Annotated in this window: 26 protein-coding genes; 5 read left to right on the top strand and 21 right to left on the bottom strand. The window is 43.7% G+C overall.

Annotation, left to right across the window (positions count from 1 at the left end; genetic code table 11):
• Positions 1 to 35: 35 nt before the first annotated feature.
• The 8 genes from phnE (WDY75_RS15890) to WDY75_RS15855 all read right to left on the bottom strand — a co-directional run bounded on the left by phnE (WDY75_RS15890) (position 36) and on the right by WDY75_RS15855 (position 6,937).
• Positions 36 to 842 (bottom strand): phosphonate ABC transporter, permease protein PhnE, encoded by an 807-nt coding sequence (gene phnE / locus WDY75_RS15890; protein ID WP_006210156.1) that lies wholly within the window; start codon positions 840 to 842, stop codon positions 36 to 38.
• Positions 843 to 864: 22 nt separating this feature from the next.
• Complete coding sequence (gene phnE / locus WDY75_RS15885; protein ID WP_006210157.1) at positions 865 to 1,680, bottom strand: phosphonate ABC transporter, permease protein PhnE; 816 nt, start codon at positions 1,678 to 1,680, stop codon at positions 865 to 867.
• Complete coding sequence (phnC, locus tag WDY75_RS15880; RefSeq protein ID WP_036639109.1) at positions 1,673 to 2,458, bottom strand: phosphonate ABC transporter ATP-binding protein; 786 nt, start codon at positions 2,456 to 2,458, stop codon at positions 1,673 to 1,675. Before phnC ends, phnE (WDY75_RS15885) begins: the two co-directional genes overlap by 8 nt.
• Before the next feature lie 121 nt (positions 2,459 to 2,579).
• Positions 2,580 to 3,680: a phosphate/phosphite/phosphonate ABC transporter substrate-binding protein gene (locus tag WDY75_RS15875; protein WP_370511124.1), complete on the bottom strand. Its 1,101-nt coding sequence runs from the start codon at positions 3,678 to 3,680 to the stop codon at positions 2,580 to 2,582.
• 420 nt (positions 3,681 to 4,100) lie between these two features.
• Positions 4,101 to 4,769 (bottom strand): DUF998 domain-containing protein, encoded by a 669-nt coding sequence (locus tag WDY75_RS15870; RefSeq protein ID WP_063479615.1) that lies wholly within the window; start codon positions 4,767 to 4,769, stop codon positions 4,101 to 4,103.
• Positions 4,762 to 5,193, bottom strand: a complete 432-nt coding sequence (locus tag WDY75_RS15865; protein ID WP_063479616.1) for a hypothetical protein — start codon at positions 5,191 to 5,193, stop codon at positions 4,762 to 4,764. The genes WDY75_RS15870 and WDY75_RS15865 overlap by 8 nt, the downstream gene beginning before the upstream one ends.
• Before the next feature lie 13 nt (positions 5,194 to 5,206).
• Positions 5,207 to 6,514 carry an alpha/beta fold hydrolase gene (locus WDY75_RS15860; protein ID WP_231888081.1) on the bottom strand — a complete coding sequence of 436 codons (1,308 nt, stop codon included), beginning with the start codon at positions 6,512 to 6,514 and terminating at the stop codon, positions 5,207 to 5,209.
• Between the two features lie 102 nt (positions 6,515 to 6,616).
• Positions 6,617 to 6,937: an ArsR/SmtB family transcription factor gene (locus WDY75_RS15855; RefSeq protein WP_006210164.1), complete on the bottom strand. Its 321-nt coding sequence runs from the start codon at positions 6,935 to 6,937 to the stop codon at positions 6,617 to 6,619.
• Between the two features lie 839 nt (positions 6,938 to 7,776).
• Here WDY75_RS15855 and WDY75_RS15850 point away from each other — a divergent pair.
• A complete protein-coding gene (locus WDY75_RS15850) occupies positions 7,777 to 7,992 on the top strand; it encodes a hypothetical protein (protein WP_006210165.1) in 216 nt (71 codons plus the stop codon).
• Positions 7,993 to 8,016: 24 nt separating this feature from the next.
• Here WDY75_RS15850 and WDY75_RS15845 read toward each other — a convergent pair whose 3' ends face one another.
• The 4 genes from WDY75_RS15845 to WDY75_RS15830 all read right to left on the bottom strand — a co-directional run bounded on the left by WDY75_RS15845 (position 8,017) and on the right by WDY75_RS15830 (position 11,281).
• Positions 8,017 to 8,490 (bottom strand): HIT family protein, encoded by a 474-nt coding sequence (locus WDY75_RS15845; protein ID WP_036639099.1) that lies wholly within the window; start codon positions 8,488 to 8,490, stop codon positions 8,017 to 8,019.
• A 234-nt stretch (positions 8,491 to 8,724) separates the two neighbouring features.
• Complete coding sequence (locus WDY75_RS15840; RefSeq protein ID WP_228030158.1) at positions 8,725 to 9,483, bottom strand: protein kinase domain-containing protein; 759 nt, start codon at positions 9,481 to 9,483, stop codon at positions 8,725 to 8,727.
• A gap of 644 nt (positions 9,484 to 10,127) precedes the next feature.
• Positions 10,128 to 10,580 carry a VOC family protein gene (locus WDY75_RS15835; RefSeq protein ID WP_006210168.1) on the bottom strand — a complete coding sequence of 151 codons (453 nt, stop codon included), beginning with the start codon at positions 10,578 to 10,580 and terminating at the stop codon, positions 10,128 to 10,130.
• A 134-nt stretch (positions 10,581 to 10,714) separates the two neighbouring features.
• Positions 10,715 to 11,281, bottom strand: coding sequence for a phosphoglycerate mutase family protein (locus tag WDY75_RS15830; protein ID WP_006210169.1), 567 nt, complete (start codon positions 11,279 to 11,281; stop codon positions 10,715 to 10,717).
• A gap of 465 nt (positions 11,282 to 11,746) precedes the next feature.
• Between WDY75_RS15830 and WDY75_RS30780 the strand changes: the two genes are divergently transcribed.
• Both WDY75_RS30780 and WDY75_RS30775 read left to right on the top strand, forming a co-directional pair.
• A complete protein-coding gene (locus tag WDY75_RS30780; protein WP_082834360.1) occupies positions 11,747 to 12,001 on the top strand; it encodes a helicase-related protein in 255 nt (84 codons plus the stop codon).
• Between the two features lie 7 nt (positions 12,002 to 12,008).
• Complete coding sequence (locus WDY75_RS30775; protein WP_156515084.1) at positions 12,009 to 12,119, top strand: hypothetical protein; 111 nt, start codon at positions 12,009 to 12,011, stop codon at positions 12,117 to 12,119.
• A gap of 143 nt (positions 12,120 to 12,262) precedes the next feature.
• Here WDY75_RS30775 and WDY75_RS15825 read toward each other — a convergent pair whose 3' ends face one another.
• Positions 12,263 to 12,967, bottom strand: a complete 705-nt coding sequence (locus WDY75_RS15825; RefSeq protein ID WP_063479618.1) for a hypothetical protein — start codon at positions 12,965 to 12,967, stop codon at positions 12,263 to 12,265.
• Positions 12,968 to 13,348: 381 nt separating this feature from the next.
• Between WDY75_RS15825 and WDY75_RS30770 the strand changes: the two genes are divergently transcribed.
• Complete coding sequence (locus WDY75_RS30770) at positions 13,349 to 13,462, top strand: DUF4180 domain-containing protein (protein ID WP_197477132.1); 114 nt, start codon at positions 13,349 to 13,351, stop codon at positions 13,460 to 13,462.
• 131 nt (positions 13,463 to 13,593) lie between these two features.
• On the opposite strand, the gene WDY75_RS15820 is transcribed toward WDY75_RS30770, so the two are convergent.
• The 6 genes from WDY75_RS15820 to WDY75_RS15795 form a co-directional block, all read right to left on the bottom strand.
• On the bottom strand, positions 13,594 to 14,352 hold the full coding sequence (locus WDY75_RS15820; protein WP_063479619.1) for an ABC transporter permease: 759 nt from the start codon (positions 14,350 to 14,352) through the stop codon (positions 13,594 to 13,596).
• Positions 14,349 to 15,098, bottom strand: coding sequence for an ABC transporter permease (locus tag WDY75_RS15815; protein WP_063479620.1), 750 nt, complete (start codon positions 15,096 to 15,098; stop codon positions 14,349 to 14,351). Before WDY75_RS15815 ends, WDY75_RS15820 begins: the two co-directional genes overlap by 4 nt.
• A complete protein-coding gene (locus tag WDY75_RS15810; RefSeq protein WP_063479621.1) occupies positions 15,095 to 15,808 on the bottom strand; it encodes an ABC transporter ATP-binding protein in 714 nt (237 codons plus the stop codon). The genes WDY75_RS15815 and WDY75_RS15810 overlap by 4 nt, the downstream gene beginning before the upstream one ends.
• A 92-nt stretch (positions 15,809 to 15,900) precedes the next feature.
• Positions 15,901 to 16,908 carry a HAMP domain-containing sensor histidine kinase gene (locus tag WDY75_RS15805; RefSeq protein ID WP_063479622.1) on the bottom strand — a complete coding sequence of 336 codons (1,008 nt, stop codon included), beginning with the start codon at positions 16,906 to 16,908 and terminating at the stop codon, positions 15,901 to 15,903.
• Entirely contained in the window at positions 16,905 to 17,582 is a 678-nt protein-coding gene (locus WDY75_RS15800; protein ID WP_063479623.1) for a response regulator transcription factor, read from the bottom strand. Before WDY75_RS15800 ends, WDY75_RS15805 begins: the two co-directional genes overlap by 4 nt.
• A 376-nt stretch (positions 17,583 to 17,958) precedes the next feature.
• A complete protein-coding gene (locus tag WDY75_RS15795; RefSeq protein WP_063479624.1) occupies positions 17,959 to 18,540 on the bottom strand; it encodes a TetR/AcrR family transcriptional regulator in 582 nt (193 codons plus the stop codon).
• Positions 18,541 to 18,827: 287 nt separating this feature from the next.
• Between WDY75_RS15795 and WDY75_RS15790 the strand changes: the two genes are divergently transcribed.
• Positions 18,828 to 20,084, top strand: coding sequence for an MFS transporter (locus WDY75_RS15790; RefSeq protein WP_197477133.1), 1,257 nt, complete (start codon positions 18,828 to 18,830; stop codon positions 20,082 to 20,084).
• A 228-nt stretch (positions 20,085 to 20,312) separates the two neighbouring features.
• Here WDY75_RS15790 and WDY75_RS15785 read toward each other — a convergent pair whose 3' ends face one another.
• Positions 20,313 to 21,596, bottom strand: a complete 1,284-nt coding sequence (locus WDY75_RS15785; RefSeq protein ID WP_063479625.1) for a hypothetical protein — start codon at positions 21,594 to 21,596, stop codon at positions 20,313 to 20,315.
• Positions 21,597 to 21,840: 244 nt separating this feature from the next.
• Positions 21,841 to 22,554, bottom strand: coding sequence for a glycosyltransferase family 2 protein (locus WDY75_RS15780; RefSeq protein ID WP_063479626.1), 714 nt, complete (start codon positions 22,552 to 22,554; stop codon positions 21,841 to 21,843).
• Positions 22,555 to 22,756: the final 202 nt, after the last annotated feature.

Genomic DNA, 22,756 nt, shown 5'->3' with positions numbered 1-22,756 from the left:
GGGCAACTAGGCAGCACCAGCAGCCTGTCTCCCGCTTATCCTTTTACCAGCTTAGTCCGAAGCTTGTTGGATATCCACTCGATGATCAGAATCAGTATAACCAATCCGATCAGAATCGCCCCGACCTGATTCCACTTATACCCGTTCATGGCAAAGATCAGCGGGGCACCGATCCCTCCTGCTCCAACCAAGCCCAGGATAGATGCTTCGCGCATATTCATATCGAACCGGTAAATCATTACCGAGAGGAACAACGACATCAATTGCGGCAAGATGCCGTAGCGTACTTTTTCAAAGGTCGTGCAGCCAATCGAGGTCATGGACTCAAGCACCTTGGTATCGAGCTCCTCAATAGCATCCACATACAGCTTGGACAGCATTCCGACCGACGTAATCCCTATCGTCATCACACCTGAGAACGGTCCAGGACCGGAGACGCGGATGAACATCAAGCCATACACGAGGGCAGGAATCGTCCGGATGAAGATCAGCAGCAGGCGGGTAAGCCAAGCCACCGGCTTGGGTACGATATTCGAAGCAGCCAGAAAGGCAAGCGGAACGGATAAGATCGCCCCTACAATGGTCCCCAAAAATGCAATGGCTACCGTCTCAAGCAGCAAATACAATACGCTCTGTTTTGAAACGCTCAAGAGCAAGTTCAAGTCAGGATTCAAAATTCCCGTTATTATATTCTGAGCGATTTTGAGACCGCTCTGATTGATATCCTTCAAATTAACAGCAGCAAGCGACCAAGCAAACAGTGCAATAATAATCACCGTAAGCGTCAGCACATACCGCATATTACGAGGTTGGGCCTGAAGTTGCTTCTCAATCGTCGTCACTAAACTAACCTCCTCTCTTTCATCAAATCAGCTTTTTACGGAAATGCTCACTAGTCGTCTCGATCAGATAAACCGTGATGACCAATGCCAAAATGATCATCCCTACATTCTGATAATCACGCCAGCCCAAATCTTCTTTAATCAACAGGCCAACTCCGCCTGCACCCACGTATCCCAGGATCGCCGCATAACGTACATTCCCCTCAAAGCAGAACAGCGAATTGGACAAATAGCTTGGCAGCACCTGTGGAAACATGGCATAGCGAAATGCCTGAATTCTTGTCATACCGATGGATTCCATCGCTTCAAATGGACCCATATCCACATTTTCGATCTGCTCATACAGCAGCTTGCCTACATAAGACAGCGTAAACAGCAGAATGGCTACCACGCCCGCGGTTGGCCCCAAGCCAAAGATAAAGGTAGCAATCAAGGCGGTGACCAGGGTTGGCAAGGTACGCAGCAGACTCAGAATAATCTTAAAGAAGGCTGTCACCAACCGGTTTGGAACGACATTGGAGGAGGCCAAAATCGCTATAGGCAGCGCAAGCAGCGCGCCGATCATGGAGCCGATAAGCGACATCTGCAGGGTGTCTACAAGCGCCCCCCACAATTTAGGAAAGTACGCCCAATCCGGCGGAAACATTTCGCCAATCATCCCGAACAGCTTGCCTATTCGCACAAACAACACGTTTAGATTAAAATTCGTAAATTCCACGGACAGAGCAACTGCCACAAGGAGGAGCAATAGAATCAGTGGTGTGCGGGAGCGTTTCTCCAGAACGATCTTGCCGTTCGGAAGAGCAACCTTTTTAGGTGGAAATAGTTTGTCATACATAAGCAATCTCGGCCTCCGCTTGGACTGACATTTCCTCCTCAAAACGGCCGCCGTAAATTTCGCCAAGTACTGCCGTTGTGACCCCGGAAGCCTCCCCGTCAAAAACAACCTCGCCCTGGCGAATGCCAATAATGCGGTCGGCATATTCCAGTGCTACCTCGACATGGTGAATATTCATAATCACCGAGATGTTCATCTCCTGATTAATACGTTTGAAATCATCCATGACCATCCGGGATGTCACCGGATCAAGCGAGGCAATCGGCTCATCCGCCAGAATAATATCCGGATTCTGAGCAAGCGTCCGCGCCAGTGCTACCCGCTGCTGCTGACCGCCGGACAACTGATCCACACGCATATACGCCTTATCAAGGATGCCTACTTTATCTAATGCCTCCAACGCCTTGATCTTATGATCCTTAGTGAAGATTCCAGTCAGCTTGCGCCACAACGGCAGATCTGGGACAAAGGAGACCAATACATTCTTGATCACAGAAGTTCTTGTCACCAGATTAAAGGATTGAAAAATCATGCCGATTCTCCGGCGGAACCGGCGAACCTGGCTGCCCTTCAGCTTCCCTACATCTATGCCATCCACATTGAGCTGGCCTCCGGTAATCTCATGCATTCGATTAATGCAACGGATCAGTGTAGACTTCCCCGCACCGGAGAGACCGATGATGGCGACGAATTCGCCCTGCTCGATGGACAGATTAATATTTTTCAAGGCTGTAGTTCCGTTTGCGTATTTTTTCTCCACCTGTTTGAATTCAATCATGGCATATAAGCTCCGATCCTTTAGTCTGCGTAAAAACGTGAAAAAATGAGGGCATCACGTTGCCATGATGCACTCATTTCATTCCAAAGCTTCCGTCTAACTTCCTCGCCTTGATCGTGGATTACTGCTTTTGACTCTTGATCAGCTCTTGAGCCTTGCGCTCGTTGTCGTAATCCGAGGATTTTGCTTCTTGGTAGCCTTCATGACTGTACACGGCGATAACTTCTTTTCCTTTGTCTGTTTGAGCAATGGCGATAAAGGCCTTTTGCAATGCAGACTTGAATTGATCATCCATCAGCGAAGAGTTTTTGCTTACGCTGATTGTATCGTTATAGATTCCTTGCGTAACTCCGATCACATTCGTCTCATCCCAGATCGAAGCGGAACGGCTGAACTCGGTTGTCCATTTTTCTTCATAATCTCTTCTTGCATCAGCAAAAGCTACAATGATATCCACTTGACCAGCCGCCAGACGGGCGAACGAGCTTCCGTAAGAGTCCGAAGTCACCACATGTTTCAGATCGGTGATGCTCTTGTTGTAGTTATTTTGAAGCCACAGTGTCGGGTAAATGTAACCCGCGGAAGACGAAGTGGACATTACTGCCCAGTTTGCACTGTCCAGGTCTTCCCAAGTCAAGGATTCGCCTGCATTTACCTTAGCTGCCAGCTCTTTACCTTTATCCGTTGGGCCAGCAATGGCAATCGAACGGTAGTAGGTTGCTTGCTCGTCTGTAGGTGCCGTCGGTTTATTGTCGTTCCAATCCTTCGGATTGTCGGAATCGTTGGACAGACCCGCACGGGTAGCAGTCAGAATCACATCTGCACCGTCATCATACAGGGCATACGTTCCGCCCGGGATGAACCCGATGTCCGTCGTCCCTGCCGTCAAAGCCTCACCAACCGCCTCATAAGTCGTACCTACATCGATCGTAACCTTTTCCACATTGTAGCCTTCCGTAGCCAATTGCTCTTTCAGAAGATCCTTCAATGGATCTGTTGCCGTAATGATTTGGTCTGGGTCCTTGGATGGAACGAAGCTGACCTTAAGCTCCTTGATCTCTGTTGCAGAAGGTGTTGATTCTTGCGCCGTATTCGTCTGAGGTGCAGGCGTCGTATTATCCGCTGCTGCTCCGTTGTTTGCCGTGTTTCCGTTAGAACCGCATCCTGCAAGAAGGCCTACGCCTAATGCAAATACTGCAGTTAACATCCATCTGTTTTTCACTATCAAATACCCCCACTTTTTATAATTCGGATTCACCGAGTGTCTAGCCTCTCCTTTTGCAAACCCAAATTCATCATACAAGCCTATTGTTATCGAATGATTATCTACCTGTAAAAAATTTGAAACACTCATTTACATAGAGTTAACCTTATGAAAACAAATCTCTGGGGGATGGGACAAAATCTAACTCGTAGCTTGCAGTCAAAAAAAAGACTCCCAAAGAAGAGCCCCGCAAAAGTCTCGTTTTTTGTTAAACAAGTGTTCCGAATTGAAAAATCTACGGTATTGCTGCAAAAAAAAGCAGTCCATCCTCAACTGGGGGCGGGCTGCTTTTGTTCGTTAATTTGACCATCTGCTTTACATTCACTACGAAAGCGGTGAGGTAAACTTGTATACGCATAGAAACGCTATTTACCTCGATTACATTTTTTTAGAAGCTCCGAGCTTGGTTGCATGAATCCCTACAATAGTCAGCCACGCAATGTCCGCCAAGATTAAGAATCGTCCGAACATACCGGCCAAAACCCCCGGTCCAAATTGCCCGTCTTGCGGAATTTGAATCACAAATAGGAGCATCGCAACGATTGCAATAATCGCGCTAGTGAGCAGCACTCTCTTCATAGGACGCCAAACATCAAGTCGGCTTAACGAAAGACTAATCAATAATGCGGCTACCGGCGTGTAGTCCAGCATCGCTCCGATTGAGTGCATGCTGCCGCTAAATGTAGCATCATCAGGACTAACCGTGATAGGATCGGTCACGAAGATGCCCGCGATTATAACGCCTATTGCACTGATCCCAAGAATAACAAGTCCTATGTATCCCGTAACCGTGCGAATATGCGGGAAAATCGTAATTGCTACACTGATTTGAGCAAGAGCCAGCAGCCCAAAAGCCAGGTGCATCATCCAACCAAAGTCGCCAAGAGCATATTCGCTGATAAAACGCCATGTCGGGTCAAATTCGGGCTCCAGCAAATGAAGGCTGCTTAGGAGAAGCACGAACAATCCTCCAGCGATGATCGACGCAAGGGCGAACCTGGAGCCCGTCATCGTTAAAGATTTTACCATGACCAACTGCTTAGCCAATGCCTATCCCTCCTGCTGGCGAGACCCTCGTCATCGTCGATTCATAGCCTCCCTCGCCGGAATAATGCCATGCTCCCGAATGGGAGTTTCCGTCAGAGCGGAATGTCCCTTTATAATAGTTAAGTGATCCTTTGTCTCCAGCCCAAATGACGAGCGAATCCCCTTCCAACTCATAAACATAATCGAAGGTATTGCCTAACGTATCGTAATATCGGGACCGAATATCCGGACTCTTGCTTTCGCCGAAGGGTTTTAAATGCCCAATCATCTCGATCCCTTTCACTTCTTGTCCATTCTGGGAAAGATGGACGCGTTGTATCAAAAAGTGTCCACCTTCCATCCACTCGTAGGTTACTGTTCCTTCTGCTCCGCCGCTGATTTGCCAAGAACCGACTAGTCGATCAAGCGTCTGAAGATTCGTCATGCTCCCATCCTCCTTATTGTTCGGAATCCGCTACAGCTTTTGCTACTACATCAGGAGCCATGATAACCGCGGAATGATCTTGACCGGCGAGCGAATGAGCTGCAGCCTTTGGTAGAAGCTCGACAAGCGCGCGTGCCGCGTCATGGAAAAGCGGTTCGCTGTTTTCCCCCGTCATAATCAAAGTAGGAACCGTAACGTTCCATCTGCCGGCTGGCAGCGGGTTCCCGGATTGCGTCGTTCCCATAATGATGCCATCATAAGCAAGCGTATGTGCCAGGGACTCCATCTTGTTCCAAGAAGGATCGGCTTTCATATAGCCGATGTATTCTCCGGGGATGCCTAGAGCCTCGGATGCGAAATATTCGACTGCTTCAGACCTTTTCTCGGCTTTGATTAGTGCATTCAAATGTTCGACGTAGTCACTAGGTACAGGTTTACGGCTGTCGTTAATAATGAATGGCGGTTCATACAAGAAGAGCTTCGCAACCGAATCTCCTAACAAGTTCGCGGCCTCAAGCGCCAACACGGCTCCGGATGAGCTTCCGAACAAATAAGCCTGTCCTCCGGCGAGTGCAATTAAAGCCTCGATATCTTCCACTTCACGTGCGGTTTCGTAGGGTGAGGTATCCGTACTGCGGCCTCGTCCGCGACGATCGTAATTGTATACGGTGAAGCTGACAGACAAGTGCTCAGCTAAAGGTGAAGCATCCTGATGGTCAGCCGCCGCCGATGATATAAGGATGATTGCAGGACCAGTCCCTTGTTTGGTATAAGCGATGTGTGTCCCATCTTTTGAAATAACGGTTTCCATTGTGTCGTTGCCTCCTATTAACGTTTCTAAGTATTCTTCCAGTCGATCATAAGCATCGGTGAATCCTTCAATCATGCCCATCGCTTCCGCGTTGTCCAATTGTTCGTTGGTAGCGAATCGCGTTACGATGCTTATCCGTGTTCCCTCGCTTTTCTCCTCGAACAACACGGTCGTATACATTTCGCTATCCAGAACCATATTCCAATCGCTGTCGGCAAAAGTGTCTATGTACACCAGTTTGCCCGGTGCCTCTACTACGTCATAGGTGGCTCTGCAATAGGCCGCCTCGCCGCTATTGTCTTCCGCCTGAAGACTATACCGCCACACTCCACCTGGCCGCACATCCATTTCGTAAACGGTTGTCGTCCAGCCCTTTGGCCCCCACCATTTTGTAATATGATTGGGCTCCGTCCAGCCTTCCCATGCCAGATGGACAGGCATCGCAATGTTGCGTTCGACTGTTAGTTCTCTAAGCTCGCGGTTTTTACGAATGGTAGTTTTTCTTTTCATTTGCAGTCATCCTTTTCAGGTAGTTTTCAAGGGAATCCAGCCTTTGGTTCCAGACTTCGCGGTAATTCAGCATGTAGCTCGCGATGAAAATGTTGGTACCTGTCATTGGTCCTCCTTCTTCTTGTAATCCAGCATATACTCCTCAAAATTGTCGAGACGCTCTTCCCATAGAATGCTGAAGGAATCAAACCATTCATCCAGCTCCTGGAACGGTCCAGCTTCGAGGCTGTATATTCGCAATTGTGCTTTGCTCCGTGAGCGTACCATTCCAGCCTCGCTCAAGATGCGCAAATGACGGGATACGTGCGGCTGGCTGATGCCTAGCGCTTGGACGATTTCGCCTACCGATTTGGGCCCATTTCTTAGCAACTCAACGATGTTGAATCGATTGGGTTCGGCAAGAGTAAGTAACGTTAACTGCATAGTTGTTGTTCTCATGAACTTAATATATATCAATATGTATATACACGTAAATATATATTTATGAATTTATGAATTGAACTTTCACTTCTTAAGGAATTAGCGCAATTTTCGTAAAAATGGCAAGCTAAGCTGCAAATTTCTCTACTATTCTACCCATTGTTCAATTGTGGCGGGATGCTCCCGGAGAATTCGCCACAAGATTCACTTAATCCTATGTTCGTAGAGCAGTTTCACAGTTGATATATGTGTATCCACCTCGCATTTCCCCACATCAATCCAATAAACTCTCTTTATACAATCGTCTCATGGACGACGATTGCGCATACTTGGATCACATTAAATCCCGGATTTTATCTCCTGATCCTGCAAAATGCGCCGGTAAGAAGTCAAGCTGCTTCGTTCAAACCCCACCATGTGCTCGCTTGAAGTTTCAGTGCGGCGAGCTTCAGAAAAGCCTCTTCCCATGTCAAACGATGTTAAGGAATGCGAAATATAAAATGACCACAAAAAAGGCCAACCAGAAGATTCTGGCTAGCCTGATAATTCGAAAAAGCCGTCAATTTAGCGACTTCCAATGGAATATTTTTTTGTCCCTCGATAAAATTCTAGAGCCGCTTCAAGTGGATTGTTTAAAGTGGAGAAAGATTCGTCTTGCTGCTACAAAATCAAATGAATGATCTGTATTATAATATGTTAAAGTAGACCAAGTCCTTAATTTATATAGCGATCTTTGTTCGTACATCTATGGTTTTTATTCAAAACAATATAGTGAGTTTTGAATTTTCATGAGAGGATTTATTTTTCAGGTTCTGTTATCTTAAGGGAGGTTAGAAATAGCTATGCCGAAAAAAAATAGGAACGTAACAGGTATTGTATTGGCCGTAATTTATTGTATTGTCCTTTTTGAGATTTTAATTGATGCCCCCCCTGGTGAAGCTCCAAATAATCCGCCTTGGGCATACGCAATAATTCCACTTGGAGTTGTTGTAATTACCTCTCTCTTTGATTATGTGATCAAATTCGATTTGTTCGATTTCTTCAAAAAAAAGAAATAGAAAAAAGAAAAGAATGACTAGACCTTATATGTTTTCCTTTATCCAAGAACGTAACTTATTAGCATAGAAAGCGCGTTCATCTGGATCCGACTGAGAACCCTTAGTCAGATAAAGTTGATCATTCACATATCTAGGGTAAACGTGGAGATGATAATGCCACACGTCTTGATTGCCAGCAGGCTCATTGTGTTGCCTCGTAGAAATCCCATCACATCCATATGTACTTTTCATGGCAAACGCTGTAAGCTGAGCCGCGCGGTGAATTTCAACAGCGTAATCCGCCGGGAGCTCAAAGATGTTCTCGAAATGTTGATTAGGAACAATAAGAACATGTCCTTTGTTGTTTGGCCACCATTTGCTCGCTATAAATGCGGTTGCCTTTTCATTCTGATAGATGATATCCCATTGTTTTGTTCCCTGATTCGGTTGCTCGATACCCCACACACGACAAAATGGACATTCGTATCCATCGGGCTTATGTGAAAATGATGCTGTCATCTTTCTCATTCAACTCCTTTCATATTTCTCCAATCAACTAATAGGCGCAGGAAAACTCTGTTCGTTGCGTTTTTCTGCCTTGTAAGTTGAACATTGTTTTTGCCAAATAGATCATTCCCTCTTTAGTAAAAATTTGAAGTCAATTTCAATAAAACTCCCCTTCTGGCCGGCTGCCGTCTTGGTTGAACTATCGTTTCCCGTGAGCGTAATCTACACAATTACAGCTCTATGAGCTTACGGCTCGAACCCAGTTGTTGCACAGATTCGTTGAATCTCCTCGACTGGAAATGGAGTAGCTCTGCTCTCCACAACGAGATTCGTGTAGAAATCATTCATCACTATGGCTATTGGAGCGTACCGCTTAATAATCCCCGCTGCCGATTCCATCATCTCTGGCGACTCGTCACCCTCAGCATATCGGCGTATGAGGTCTATACGTTCTGTCCGATTCATTGTACTGCCTAAGACCGTTACAAGCCAGTTAACGAACTCTGTCACCACATAACACCCATCATGGGCTTTGTTCAATTCGAGAAACTCCAATTCGCAATCGGACAACTCAAAGCGTGAAGATGTTGCAAGTCCGAAGTCCGAAATATAAACACGGTGTCCATCAGTTAAAACGTTCCTAAAGTGAACATCGAAATGTAGTAACCCATTCGCATTCATAAACGAGACAGCAGACCGCAGGTTGGAATCCACCATGGCAAACGCTGAGGTGGATGCAGCCTCTCCAATAGCAACCTGTTCGGTAAGCCAGTCCTGCAGATTATGGGGAACGTACTCGCAGAACAGTACAACACTATCCACGGATTGCTCAATCGCCTCGATACGATCCCGCACTGCCTGGGAACCCCAAAACTCAACCATACGGGAAACATCGCTCAGTTCCTCAGAGATTGGCATACGTCGTTTCGGACTTTGTAACACCCGCCAGTGATACATTAACGGAAAGCTCTCACACTGTTTCGCCAGCACCCAGTTGGTGGTCATGGTATGGGCGGCGACCTCACGCCAAACGCTACTACCTGGCGAACCTATGCCATAGTGGCAAAACGGAGGGAGTTCGAATAGGTTTCCAGTGGACATAACATTCTGAGTGCGTCTTTCTAGTTCCGTTAGCGGTACTATTTTCACGAAGATGGACGTGTCTTCAAGTTGCAATAACGCCGTTGTACCACCGATGCCAGTAGCAAGAACCGTAGCATCTTCCACTCGCTCTCGAAGCCGTTCATCACTGAGCAACGCTAAGGCAGTAGATACATTGGCATAACGGGCAAGTCGAGTTTCGTAAGACACATGAAGCTCTGTTTGGAATGATTTCATAAATAGATCACTATCCTTCCACTCGAATATAGTGATTTTACCTTTTGACTCCAAAAAAGTCCCAGCCACCAACCATGCATCCAGCCTAACATATACCCAGTTTAGGGTAAATGTTATTGGAACTACACTGCCCGTTAGCATAATGAATTAGAACAGTGAAAAGTAGTTAAATATTTATCTACTCGGTAATTGGAACTAGTTCTTGCCCTCGATTCGGGACAAGAACTTGTACCGATAAAACAAAAAAAGCCGCTAAATTAGCGACTTTCTATGGATCTATTGTTCTTGTCCCTCGACAGGTAAAACGTCACTTATTTATTACCGAGTTGTTCCGCCAAACCGATTAAAAGTCCTTCATGTCCACGAATGTAGCAGAGCCGATACGAGTCCTCGTACTGAACCACTTCGCCAACGAGCTGAGCACCATGCTTAGTGAGTCTGGGTAACATTTCGTCAATGTCTTCCACGGTGAACATGACGCGCAGATAACCGAGGGCATTTACGGGAGCCGTTCGGTGATCTGATATAGTAGGTGGGGTAAGGAATCGCGAAAGTTCAAGTCGGCTGTGGCCATCTGGGGTAACCATCATAGCAATCTCTACACACTGTGAACCCAGCCCGGTTACGCGACCAGCCCATTCCCCTTCGACAGTAGCTCGCCCTTCGAGCTTTAAACCGATCTCCTCAAAGAAAGAGACTGCGTCATCAAGGGATTCTACAACGATGCCAACATTGTCCATTCTCAGTAATTTGTTTTTTTCCATAGTTTATCTCCTTATGTGTACAAATTTATTACCAGATCATCTTCATATTAATTCTACCAATAATCACTAGCTCCTTCCAAACGATTAACACCGAAATAAATATCCAGCTCCTTGAGTTTCAACACGTGTCCCTTCTAGTACAACTTCATTCGATATACCCCCGTCTCACCGAGAAAATCTTTTCGAGTCAACCCTGTTTCTCCAAGCAATATTCGATAATTCGTTATCGTACCATCATGTGAAATAATGAATATTTTTTTATATCTTTCCCCGATCCAATCGAATAACTGCTTAGCATATCCTTCAAAAATTTCTTGTTCGATCCTATTAATCCCTTCTTTCCAGCAATCCAAATTGAAATCAAGAATTCCAGCATCTGCATACAGATTTGTAATTTCAGTTTTAGAAAGGATAAGATCACATGCTAATAAAGGGAGTTCGGGGTTCTGAGGATACATTCTCGGACCAACAAGTGGAGAAATAATGAAGTCCATACCACTTTTTATAATAGTTGCCGTCTCAATTGTACGTTTAGTTGGACTTACCAGAACTAAATCATCAGGATCCATTTTAATTTCGTTTCGCAGCTGCGTTACTTGAAATTTGCCGTACTCTGTAAGACTTGGATGCAGAGTATTCAACCGATTTGGATAATCGTTGAGATGTTCTCCATGACCGTGCCGAATAAATATAAATTCCATTTTCCTCCCCCCATAACATCAAATCCAATATTAGGTATTCTATGCTTGTATGGAGCTATCCTGCCCTTTAGCTTATAGAGCGGCATGACCATTTCTGCAATTTTGCTGATCCCTGATATACCCCCTCCCGAAGAATTACTCAGCATAAGCTGTGCAATCCCTCTTCCATTCAAAGCTGAAAATGGGCCCTAACTAGTGGAAAATGAGGTGAACAATCAAGAGTTAAAATACAGTTGTACATGTTATACAGAACGTATGCAAAAGCCTGGACAGTTAAGTGAATGTGAATTATTTGATTATTGGAAGGTGATCTACCTGAGAAAATAGAGCAAAAGCAATACTGCACATTAACGGATGAACAAGAAGAGTTATACAAAAAATTGGTGCATGAAGTAAAAGAAAAAGCAAAGAAGTTAACGAGGAAAACACGGAAGCCCTATATGATGACTATATAATAAAGTAGCCCTGGTTGATGAGCTAATTAGTACTATTCTTGAGGCAGATGAAAGTGTACTTCTTTTTACTCAGTATGTAAAAATGGGAGGGTTATTACAACAACATTTAACTGAAAGATTTGATGTCCATGTTCTGTTCTTGAACGGTAGTACATTACAGAAGGAACGGGCCAAGATGGTGGATGATTTTCAAAGCAAACAAACACCGATTTTTATTCTTCCCTTGAAAGCTGGAGGAACAGGTTTGAAACCTAACAGTAGCTAACCATGTTATACATTTTGATCGTTGGTGGAACCCCGCAGATGAGAATCAAGCCACCGACCGTGTACACCGCATAGAGGTCAAGAAAACATGGTACAAGTCCATAAACTCATTAATATGAATACATTAGAAGAAAAAATTGATAGCATCTTAAGTTATAAACAAGAATTGCTTGAATCCATGTTAACCTCTTCAAATGCAAACTCTATCTTTGATGAAGATAATGATAATTTATCTGAATGTACCAGCACCATACGCTTCATATTACGTGTCTATTTCTTTTTTTGACTTATTAATGTCCTGAAAATGATCCTGGATCTTTTTCAATCTTTCAAGGTGTGGTTTCAAGTTCCCTAGCATCAAAGCTTTATATTTCTCCGTTAGATAAAACATGTGAGCCGCGTCGTTATCCTTAAACGACGTAATCGTCTTATTTAACTCATAGAGCTCCAACGCCAGCGAGCGCAAGGTTTCTCGAGTCTTGATGTCTATCGTTTTAGGATTAGACTTCCAATATGCATAGCTTATGTCATATAACGACCCCCGTATTCTCGCCTCACGCGCTAGAATAAACATGTCCAGCTGCTCATCCGTTGTCATTGCTGTGTTATTAACAAAATGCTTAGGAACAGCATTATTAAGGTAGGTATCGCTAAATTCAATGAATGTTGATAGTTGATCATCGATTTCTTCCGCTTGTATCTTCGCCTTATCGATCAATTGCCGTATCTTAGCAGGATCTTCATTTTCCTTCGACTCGCTGATTGCCATTAAAGTGTCAGCAAGCGGCACCGTTTCAGAAGCGTGTTTGACTAAATAGACAAATGCCGAATCGTTCTTCTGCTGATACAATGAATAGAGGTCATTGTATTTTTCAGATGATTGGTTTTCTAAATGTCTGTACATCGCAGCATTTATTAATATGATAATCATAAGTATTAGTGCGTAGATCTTTATGTGCTTGGGCAAAGTGTTCTTCCTCTTCTGAAAATTTAGTTATTAGCACTCTTGTTCTAATAACTCCGAAGTCGCCATTTTAATTATAATATATCAGTTATCCAGTCCTGCTTTCGTACACATTAGGAGCTTTACTTTAGCATGAAATTCATCAACCATAAATGGATAAAATATTCCACTACACAATGATACGAGCATCCAGTCCCTCCATCTTGTCACCAGTGAAGTGGTCCATCAGGATACTCCTTCAAAAAAATATATTCCATCACAGAAGAAGGACTTAAAGAGCTGAAAAATGGCTTGTGTCATCACCTGAAGCCCCTGAGATAAAAAAACATTTTTGGTGCAGCTTGCATGGTCCGATATGTTCTACTGAACCTTTAAGTACAGCGAATGGAGACGATTCAAAGAGACAGATTTAAAGAAATGGCTATGGAAACGAACAAAGGCAATCATTTTAGATTGTATGAAAGTAAAGAAGAAGCCGAAGAGTGGCTTCTGAGATAGAAAGAAAGGCGAGATCGAACAATACCGAAAAATTCTTGATAAGGGCCACCTAATTGTCAACCAGACTGATAGGATACTAAAATTCTTGCATCTTCAGGGCAGTTGAATCTAATCCAGAAGGGCAAATTCACTCAGGCATCTCGTTTACGGTAAAATACAATAGCTACTGTAACAAAGATCAGGGTCCATAACATTGAAATACCTGTCCCTTGCATGGGTGTAAGGACATTTAATTCATCAGAGGAAGGCGGCATATACATATAATATCCTGCCGTATCCGGAAAATAATTTCTAATACTAGGTAGAAAATCTCTCGACAATGGACTGACAACGTAATAATAACCAAGCAGTACTACTAAAGCAGGAGTCGTTCGTCTTAATAAAGCACCTATAGCTGCACTGAGAAGTGTGGTTAATGTTAGATAGCCTGTTGCACCTACTAGTGTTACGATCATTGTATCTACTCTAATCACTGCTGCCGTGTCTCTCAACATAATAAAAGCATATAGTACACCTGATGCAGCAATAATAAACGCCACAGGAATGGTGATAATTGCCAATGCCAAATACTTCGTGGATAATTGAAACCCACGCCAAGGTATCGTAGTTAAAGTGGTTCGAATCTGTCCACCAGTATACTCCGAACAAGCAGCTAAGATCCCAAGAATAATGAACCCTGCATGAAGATATCCCATAGAAGCAAGCCCTATATTCAGTATACTTTGTGTCCCTGCTGCACCTTGCAGACCAACCGAAGTAAAAGCTGCGGCTAAAACTAAATTAACAATGAATGTACCCATAAGAGTGAGCCATATCAATGGTAATGTAACTAATTTATCCAGTTCAGCTCCAAGGATTTGTGTTATCTTTCTACTCGATGAGACACTCATGATGCAATATCCCTCCTATGGAAAACAATAGCTGCAGCAATAAAAATAACGACCACCCAGGCAAACATGACTAAACCACCTGTGAACGGGGTGAGAAAGCTGTCGCTCATAAGCATAAACATATCAATGCCAGCCCTATCTGGTAAGTATAATGCTAACTTTGTAACCTTAGAAAGCAGGAAACTGAATGATACAACGGATGTATTTATGATGAGCACAGCAAGCGGAATAGTTCCATTCTTCGTAAGAACAGTAATCCCAAATGCCAGAAGAGCAGTAAATGTCCAGTAACAAATTGCACCGAGCAGTTTGGACCCTTCAAATGCAGGGGTGTATTCACCAAGAACAAGATGCGTGGCTGACAAAGTGGTCATCATAGCAACAACACTAAGCAGTATGCTGGTTACGGTCACAGCGCCTGCCTTGGCCAGCAAAAAATGAAGCCTTGATGAAACAACCGTTAAACTTGTTGTAATCTGTTGTCCTCCGCCAGATTCACTGCTCTCTGTCAAATACTCGCTGCTGACAGCAAGCACACCAAGAATGATGACACCTTGTACACCAAGAGCTAATCCAATATAGCCAACTTCCGATAGCCGTGTGCTAACTCCAGCTATAATCTCCTCTTTTTGTGCTGTACTGTCCAAGGCAGCAATGACCGCTGGGGCAATTGCTCCAATCAGAAAGGCAAGCCAAATACCCGGCAGGGAGAACAATTTAGATAGTTCCGCGTTGAATGCTCTCATACAACATCACCTGCATTTTCAGATGTCAGGGCAAAAAAGGCTTCCTCCAGCGTGGAATGGTTACCTATTACTTCTTCCAATGTTCCATCTGCAACGATTGTTCCATGCTTAATAATCACCACATCATCAACCGTCTCTGCAAGCTCCCCCATTAGATGACTGGATAGTAACACCGTGTTTCCAGACTCAGCACGTTCACGTAAGAATGTCCGAATCCACCGAATTCCTTCCGGGTCGAGCCCGTTTACGGGTTCATCTAAAATCAATATTTTGGGATCACCAAGCAGTGCAGCTGCCATGCCAAGCCTTCTCCCCATACCAAGGGAGTACTTCCCAACTCTTTTACCAGCTGCATTCGTAAGACCTACGATTTCCAGAACTTCCTCGACACGTGAGCGAGGCAATCCTGCGGCACGAGCAATCCAACGCAAATGTGCCCGTCCTGTACGCATACGATGAGCTCCAAATCCATCAAGTGCGGCACCTACGGTTTCTAGAGGATTATGTAATTCTGCGAATGGCTTTCCATTAATGAGTGCACTTCCTGAGGTGGCACGATCTAATCCAAGCAGGATGCGAAGTGTAGAACTTTTACCTGCCCCATTCGGACCTAAAAAACCAGTTACTCTACCGGGTCTAGCTTTAAAACTGATACCTGACAAGATTTCTTGACTTCCGCGATGTTTGACTAAGTTATGAATGGTAAGCAACCATAACACTTCCTTTCTGTTATGATTCTCATTATAAAGAATCAAAGTTACATCTCGGTTATCATGCTGTTTACTTCTGGGTTAACTTTAGTTTAAGCTCTACCAATAGCTACTTTGGTCCCATTTTCATTGGATGTAAAATCAGCTTTCAGCTTCATTTTTTGCAGCATATAATTTGAAGTCGACAAGCCAATCCCTGCTCCACGCTCATAGGAAGAGTTATCCATACCTGGACCTCGGTCTGCAACAATGATCCGTTCTTTTTCTACATCCACCACAATGTTTACATATTTCCCCTCTGCTGCATGGCGAAGAATATTCTGAAATAAATTATCCAGAACCCGTGTCATCCACTTAGGATCTGCTTCCCAATAAAAAGTCTCCTCTGCCGGTAAGTCAACATCGATCTGCATTTCTTTCTCTTCAAATACAGGATACCACGCAGCAACAGATGCTCTTACTAAACGTCCAATATCTGTTGAAGTTGGCCCAAAAGGATGTTTCCCTGATGTAAGCAATGTATAGGAAAGCAAATCATCCATTAGATCTCCGACTCTTGTAATCGTATGGTTCATCTCTGTTAATGAATTTTGTCCTTCTAAACTCATGGATTCTTTATTTAATCTGGTAATGTGTCCTCGCAAAATGGTAAGTGGCGTTCGCAAGTCGTGAGACAAATTCGCAATGAGTCGATGTCTTAACAATTCCTCTTCATATTCCCGCTTGCGACTGTCTTCAAGCTGCTGAATCATCCAATTAAAAGAACTTCCCAACTGGTCTATTTCATCCATACGATCACTTTGAACAGAAATTGGTTTAGGAAATGAATGATGATTAGCTGAAAATGACATGATTTCCTGTAAACCGCTAAGACGTTTACGAAGTCTCAAGAAGAAAATCCAAGATAATACAACAAATGCGACAATAATAAAACCAAACAATAGTAGTACAACGTAAAATAGATTTAACGTACTCAGAACTTCTCCATTGATAGAAGACCCAACGAACGCAGAGAAGAAAATAAGCACAAGGGGAGGAAAAAAGATAAATAGAAAATGTCCTTTTAAAAAACGATGAAATAATGATCTTCTTTGTTTCATAGCTTCACCCGATAACCTATTCCTTTCAACGTTTCAATAATCTCTGGGGAATCTGGATGACGTTCCAACTTCTGACGCAGTCGATGGATATGCACCATTAATGTTTTATCACCGGTTATATAAGTTTCTTCCCAAATGGCTTCATAAATTTGTTCTTTTGGTAAAACTTGATTGGGGTGGCGTATGAAGTACATTAAAATTTGATGTTGTTTCCCTGTCAGTATAATTTCTTCTCCTGTGCGCTTGTCATATACCATTTGGACTTCTGGATCTACTTCAATCTGATTTCCTAATAAAATGCGTTCGAAATGTGTTCCACCACTTCGACGAATTAACACTTCTAATCTTGCTACTAATTCATCTGTATGGAATGGTTTCGTTACATAGTCATCAGCAAATTGTAAACCATCTACCTTATCATTTATCGATGTTCGAGCAGATAACAGCAAAATAGGAACAGCAGGAGCTGCCTTTTTTAATCGTTTTCCCACTGTAAATCCGTCTAAACCAGGTAACATGATATCCAAAATAACGACTTCATGCTGATTTACTTCTTTTTCGGCTCCTTCACCAGAAAGCAGCCACTGAACTGAGAATCCTCGCTGTTCCAATTCTTCTTTTAGCAGGCTGCCTATTTTCTCATTATCTTCAATATATAATACGTTTCTTTTCAAGTAACATCCCTCTCTCTATATGGAGTTCACTATTAGACAGATTAACACAAACTAAAAAATGGGCAACAAAATGAGTTGGCAATGTTACGAGCATTGATTAATCTAATCGGCAGCCTCCTTATCTTCATTACTAACGTTAATTCATTCGCTAACTTTTGCAGCATCTTTAATATAGCTCTTCGTTTCGTTTCGGTTCGGTTATCTTCGGTCTTATCCTCGACTCGGGACAAGAACCTATACCTACAAAACAAAAAGCCGCTAAATTAGCGACTTTCAATGGGACCATGTTCTTGATTTCTTGAAGGACCTCTATTCGATTGATAGATTCACTTTGGTGAGATAGTACCTTCAAACGTTCCATCACAGTGTATCCCGCTTATTTAAGCAATGTAAGAGTCACTTCAATCGTATTATTTATAAATGAGCGCTCCGGACGGGATTTTAACATGACGGTCAGCCCAATTAACGAAACGATGAGAGCTTGCGATAAAGCTTTCGCGTCTGTGCGACTTGCAAGCTCCCCAGATTGGATGCCTCGCTCAATGGTTTCTTGAAATATGACCGCCAGGTACATCTGATGTTCCCTTGTCAGAATTTCAAATTTCTCATCATGTGGCGCAAGCTCGACCATCGTATTGATGCAAAAGCATCCGCGGCTGCGGCTTACGGAATATTCCTCATCAACCAGGTTCTCAAAAAAAGCTCGAAACGCCTCCCTGACGGATGGCTGGTTTTGAAGTTTGCTTCGCGCCTCGGAAGCATGCGACATCGTGTATTTGCGCAGAGCGGTCTCGAACAGTTCTTTCTTGTCTCCAAAGGCTGAGTATATACTAGGCCGCTGAATGCCCATTCTGGAAGTCAAATCGCTTAATGAGGTAGCCTCATATCCCTTTTCCCAAAATAACTGCATCGCGGAATCTAATACTTTCTCTTCATCAAATTCGCGGACTCGTCCCATAATGGTTTACCCCTCGTTACGTTTGATTTTTGTGGATACGCTATGATCACATTTGTATGAATACAACTTCATTTCATTACCAATCAGTATAATTAATTTTATGATGAACGGCTGTGGTTGTCAAATACAGATTCCCTTATATAATCCGGTTGAATATCAATTCATTACGTATACTCTTATCGTTCAAAATATACGTGTTGACTTGAATTGTAATTGTGATGTATATTTATTTGACCGTTTAACATACCGAACAGTACATAATAATCGAAAGGGTTGAATGAACCAAAATGGAAGATATGACAGAAGAAAAAGCGGTCCATGTCCCGCAGGTGACGGTAACCTCGACTGAATCTGGGTCCGTTGATCGTACGCCTCTAACTCGATACGTGACATTGTTGTTTGCGGTTGCTTGCGGAATGTCAGTTGCCAATATCTACTTCGCACAGCCGCTGCTCGATGAGCTGTCTAACGAGTTCAACATGGACTATTCCATCATCGGAATTCTTATTACCGTCACTCAGGTCTTCTATGCATTGGGATTGCTGCTGCTAGTGCCTCTGGGCGATTTGCTGAACCAGCGCCGATTGATTATCGCTCAGATGGCAATCTCCATAATGGCTCTGGTTATCGTTGGTACTGCTTCCTCCGGAACGATGCTCTTTGCGGGTTTGGCATTGGTCGGATTGCTTGCCGTTGTAACGCAGACGATTGTAGCGTTCGCGGCGACCACAGCTGCACCTGCTGAACGAGGGCGTGTCGTTGGTATGGTAACCAGCGGAGTTGTGATTGGGATCCTTCTCGCGCGAACCATTTCAGGAATTTTGAAGGATCTAGCAGGATGGCGTTCGGTTTATCTGGTTTCTGCCGCGTTGATGCTGCTCATGGTTTACGCATTATATAAGGTGATGCCAGATGGTGAGCGTAAGGTAAAGACTGTTCCCTATTCTCAACTGCTTAAGTCGGTACTGATGCTGTTCCTGCAAGAACGGCTATTACGTATCCGCGCTGTTTTGGCTATGTTGATTTTTACCGCTTTCAGCATTTTGTGGACGCCATTAGTACTGCCTCTTAGCTCGCCGCCACTATCCCTTTCGCACTCTGCCATCGGGGCGTTTGGTCTCGTGGGTGTCGTGGGTGCATTGGCTGCAGCAAAGGCTGGTAAGCTAGCCGATCGTGGTTATGGACAGAGAACGACAGGAATTGCATTGTTTCTGTTATTACTATCTTGGCTGCCAATCAGCTACACGGAGCAGTCCCTGTTTGCCTTAGTCATTGGTATTGTTCTGCTGGACTTGGCGGTGCAGGCCGTGCATGTCACGAATCAGAGTATGATTTTTGCATTGCGCCCGCAGGCGCGCAGTCGCATGGTTGCCGGGTATATGATTTTTTATTCCATCGGAAGTGCTGCTGGTTCCATTGCTTCGACCCATATTTATGGACAGTATGGTTGGCATGGAGTTTGCGTGCTTGGGGCTTCCGTCAGCGCTTTTGCTCTTATATTCTGGGTGATGACCAAAGGTGGTAAAAGCGTCTACTTACAGTAAACCCAAGTGCCCTATGTTTACATATAGGATGCGCGTTTCCCTGTCGGATTACGGCAACGTCCGTATTCTTTGGATGAGTTCTAACTAGTATAAGGGTGTTCATTATGCATAATCGGAAAGGCTGTCTCGCGTTCTGAATTGTTGCGAATCATAAAACCCCAAACACAGCCCTAGGGATATGTTTGGGGTTTTGGTTCATTAGGTACTTCCCCTCAGACTAAAGAAGATTTACTTACGCAATAGCGGTTCCAAGTGATTCCTCCATACCCATTGAGGACTAAACTGCTGCCTTGTTATGGTTTTGGCATGGATTACGGAATCATATTGCATCTTAGCTACAATTTTGGCTGCATGCTCCTGCAGATAGATCCTCTCGGACTGATCATACGTCTGAGTTGCAGGAACTCCAGTGTTGTGAGCATACCATCTCATCATATAGGCACCCAGTTTTTTTCCTAGTTCCTCTAGAGCAGGTACTCCCTCATTGACAACGAGATAATTCCCTCGGCTGGCTGCCTCCAGTACCATCAGTGGTAATGCTTCGGAAAGCGATGGGCAAATGAACAAATTCGACAGTGTAAAAAGCTCCAAAATCCCCTTTCTTGGAAACCCCTCTTCAAAACCGATATCTGTAGTGAAGACAGTATCCTGGAAGCTCAATCCATTTTCGTAACCTGCCATTTGAATCAGGGTCTTGTATGTATTGGGATCGATATCGCTGGATGGAAAATCACAAAAAAGAACGGTAACGTTTCTCTTCGTTAACTTTTTAATGGCACCGCATAAAGCAGCCACTTTTTCAGGCTGTTTTCCAAACGCTAAACGGGCAGGATAGACAACGAGATAATCGGGAGATAACAAATCAACTTTTCGAGCCAAAGCGCCGACTTCATCGCTGAAAAAGCTAAGATTATTGAGGCTGTTGCTTACAACTCGACATAACCCTTCAGGCACATCATACTGCTTGGCTAAAGCCGAAATTCCCGAGGCTGAAGGATAGGCATAAATTGTATTGGCCATTGGCGTATACCTTGCCGCAAACGGCCATACGCTGTTATGCGGCCGTGGTGCGGGAGCCGAGTGGGAAAAAGCAATAAAACGTACGTTGGGCAACTGCTGCTGTGCCGTCCTGACAGCGACATTATAGAGAAGATACTCGCTCAGATAAAGAATATCGTGCATCAAACAATAGTCTACATCCGACAGATGCCGCTCAAGATCAAGCGCAATAACACCCGCTTCTTCAAAAAAGCTATGGTGCACCCTGCCGTTGGACTTGGAATCGTCATTCCACTCGATGTGTTTGGGGCTCCAGTTGCCTGCAATTCTCGCCCATTCAATTCTTTCATCGAGGAAAACCCCAACCTTCTCTTCGTCAGTAAATTGCTCAGAGACCAATAGCTTGGTCGCTACATGAGCATCCAGAAGCATTCGCAGTTGTTCGGCAACGACGTTAACCAACGAATACGTGCTGCTTAATCCGGTAAACATCGTTAAAATGGCCACTTTCATAAGACCAGTCTCCTTTCATATGAAGGATCCTCTTCATCGTGCGACCGCTCGCAATAGCATAATGTTGCTATCCATTTCTCCCCTTCTGCTCCGTGAGGTGTTTTTTTGCGGTCTGCTTCTAACCGCATGCCCGTATTTATTCATATTCGTCTTCCCATCGTTTGAAAACATCTAGTTCACAAACAAGAGCGAATGCAGTGCCATTAATTCTTCTATTTTACGGCAACGATATGGGTGTAATTACTTATACAGGAATTTGTTGGTAATATTCTTCTTGAAAGTGGGGATGGAGCATTAGTACCCCCTCCTCTACGCTTGTATTCCTTTCCTTTGCTATATTTTTAACAATAAGATCAGTCCATTCACGTCTAACACTTTCACTAATTTTACCACCCATTGCAGATATATGATAAGTATTCATACCCCAGCGATATATCATGGTTTTTTGACCACGAGGAGATTGATAAATTTTTGCATTATTATTAAAAGTCATGGTGTAATCTTCTCCAAAACTGCTTTCAGGTATTTCAATGCGTGACAAATAATTCTTTGTGTAGACATTTCCAGTATTAACATTGTTAAATATCCCTTTAAATTTGTTATGTTCAAAACAATAATGACCATCACTTCGATAAATTTCATATCCTGGATGAGTAATCGTGTCATTCCATGTATGACTCAATGCCCAAGGAAGCATTAAATCGTCATCATCAAGGCGGTATATATAATTATATTTACATTGTGAAAATCCAAATTCGAGTTTTTTGCCAATGGATGTAAACCTTTCTTTCACATTAACAATTCGAATGTTGGGATGATTAAATACATACTCGACCTTAGAGCTATCATTAATAATTAGCATTTCTGATTCACCTGTAAAATCCTGACGAAGAAAAGATTCAATGGCTTCCTCTAGTAAATGATGGCGTTGATAGGTTAAGGTTAAGACACTAATCATATTAAACTCTCCTCCGAACAATCCATAAACTTTGACCTAGGCTGCAACATACGAATTCCCCCTTTCACTACATTGAATAAATTATATATCCCTGTTTCACCTACTTCGCGACATGTAACCAAGCCGCTCCAACATAGATTGTTTGTGAGGTGTTTTTTTCGGTAAGCTTCTTCCCACGCACGCCTACTAATTCATATTCCTC

The organism is Paenibacillus glucanolyticus, assembly GCF_037333485.1.
Classification (GTDB): Bacteria; Bacillota; Bacilli; order Paenibacillales; family Paenibacillaceae; genus Paenibacillus_AQ; species Paenibacillus_AQ glucanolyticus.
This window is presented reverse-complemented; position numbering and strand designations above follow the sequence as displayed.

What these genes read in the sequence shown, in the direction of transcription:
- phnC (WP_036639109.1), bottom strand. Translation starts at nt 2,458, where the DNA reads ATGATTGAATTCAAACAGGTGGAGAAAAAATACGCAAACGGAACTACA.
- WDY75_RS15815 (WP_063479620.1), bottom strand. Translation starts at nt 15,098, where the DNA reads ATGAGAGCATTCAACGCGGAACTATCTAAATTGTTCTCCCTGCCGGGT.
- WDY75_RS15795 (WP_063479624.1), bottom strand. Translation starts at nt 18,540, where the DNA reads ATGGGACGAGTCCGCGAATTTGATGAAGAGAAAGTATTAGATTCCGCG.
- WDY75_RS15835 (WP_006210168.1), bottom strand. Translation starts at nt 10,580, where the DNA reads ATGGAAAAAAACAAATTACTGAGAATGGACAATGTTGGCATCGTTGTA.
- WDY75_RS15865 (WP_063479616.1), bottom strand. Translation starts at nt 5,193, where the DNA reads ATGACGAATCTTCAGACGCTTGATCGACTAGTCGGTTCTTGGCAAATC.
- WDY75_RS15790 (WP_197477133.1), top strand. Translation starts at nt 18,828, where the DNA reads ATGGAAGATATGACAGAAGAAAAAGCGGTCCATGTCCCGCAGGTGACG.
- WDY75_RS15850 (WP_006210165.1), top strand. Translation starts at nt 7,777, where the DNA reads ATGCCGAAAAAAAATAGGAACGTAACAGGTATTGTATTGGCCGTAATT.
- WDY75_RS15820 (WP_063479619.1), bottom strand. Translation starts at nt 14,352, where the DNA reads ATGAGTGTCTCATCGAGTAGAAAGATAACACAAATCCTTGGAGCTGAA.
- phnE (WP_006210157.1), bottom strand. Translation starts at nt 1,680, where the DNA reads ATGTATGACAAACTATTTCCACCTAAAAAGGTTGCTCTTCCGAACGGC.
- WDY75_RS15855 (WP_006210164.1), bottom strand. Translation starts at nt 6,937, where the DNA reads ATGCAGTTAACGTTACTTACTCTTGCCGAACCCAATCGATTCAACATC.
- WDY75_RS15830 (WP_006210169.1), bottom strand. Translation starts at nt 11,281, where the DNA reads ATGGAATTTATATTTATTCGGCACGGTCATGGAGAACATCTCAACGAT.
- WDY75_RS15780 (WP_063479626.1), bottom strand. Translation starts at nt 22,554, where the DNA reads ATGATTAGTGTCTTAACCTTAACCTATCAACGCCATCATTTACTAGAG.
- WDY75_RS30770 (WP_197477132.1), top strand. Translation starts at nt 13,349, where the DNA reads ATGGAGACGATTCAAAGAGACAGATTTAAAGAAATGGCTATGGAAACG.
- WDY75_RS15840 (WP_228030158.1), bottom strand. Translation starts at nt 9,483, where the DNA reads ATGACCACCAACTGGGTGCTGGCGAAACAGTGTGAGAGCTTTCCGTTA.
- WDY75_RS15845 (WP_036639099.1), bottom strand. Translation starts at nt 8,490, where the DNA reads ATGACAGCATCATTTTCACATAAGCCCGATGGATACGAATGTCCATTT.
- WDY75_RS15785 (WP_063479625.1), bottom strand. Translation starts at nt 21,596, where the DNA reads ATGAAAGTGGCCATTTTAACGATGTTTACCGGATTAAGCAGCACGTAT.
- WDY75_RS15805 (WP_063479622.1), bottom strand. Translation starts at nt 16,908, where the DNA reads ATGAAACAAAGAAGATCATTATTTCATCGTTTTTTAAAAGGACATTTT.
- WDY75_RS15860 (WP_231888081.1), bottom strand. Translation starts at nt 6,514, where the DNA reads ATGAAAAGAAAAACTACCATTCGTAAAAACCGCGAGCTTAGAGAACTA.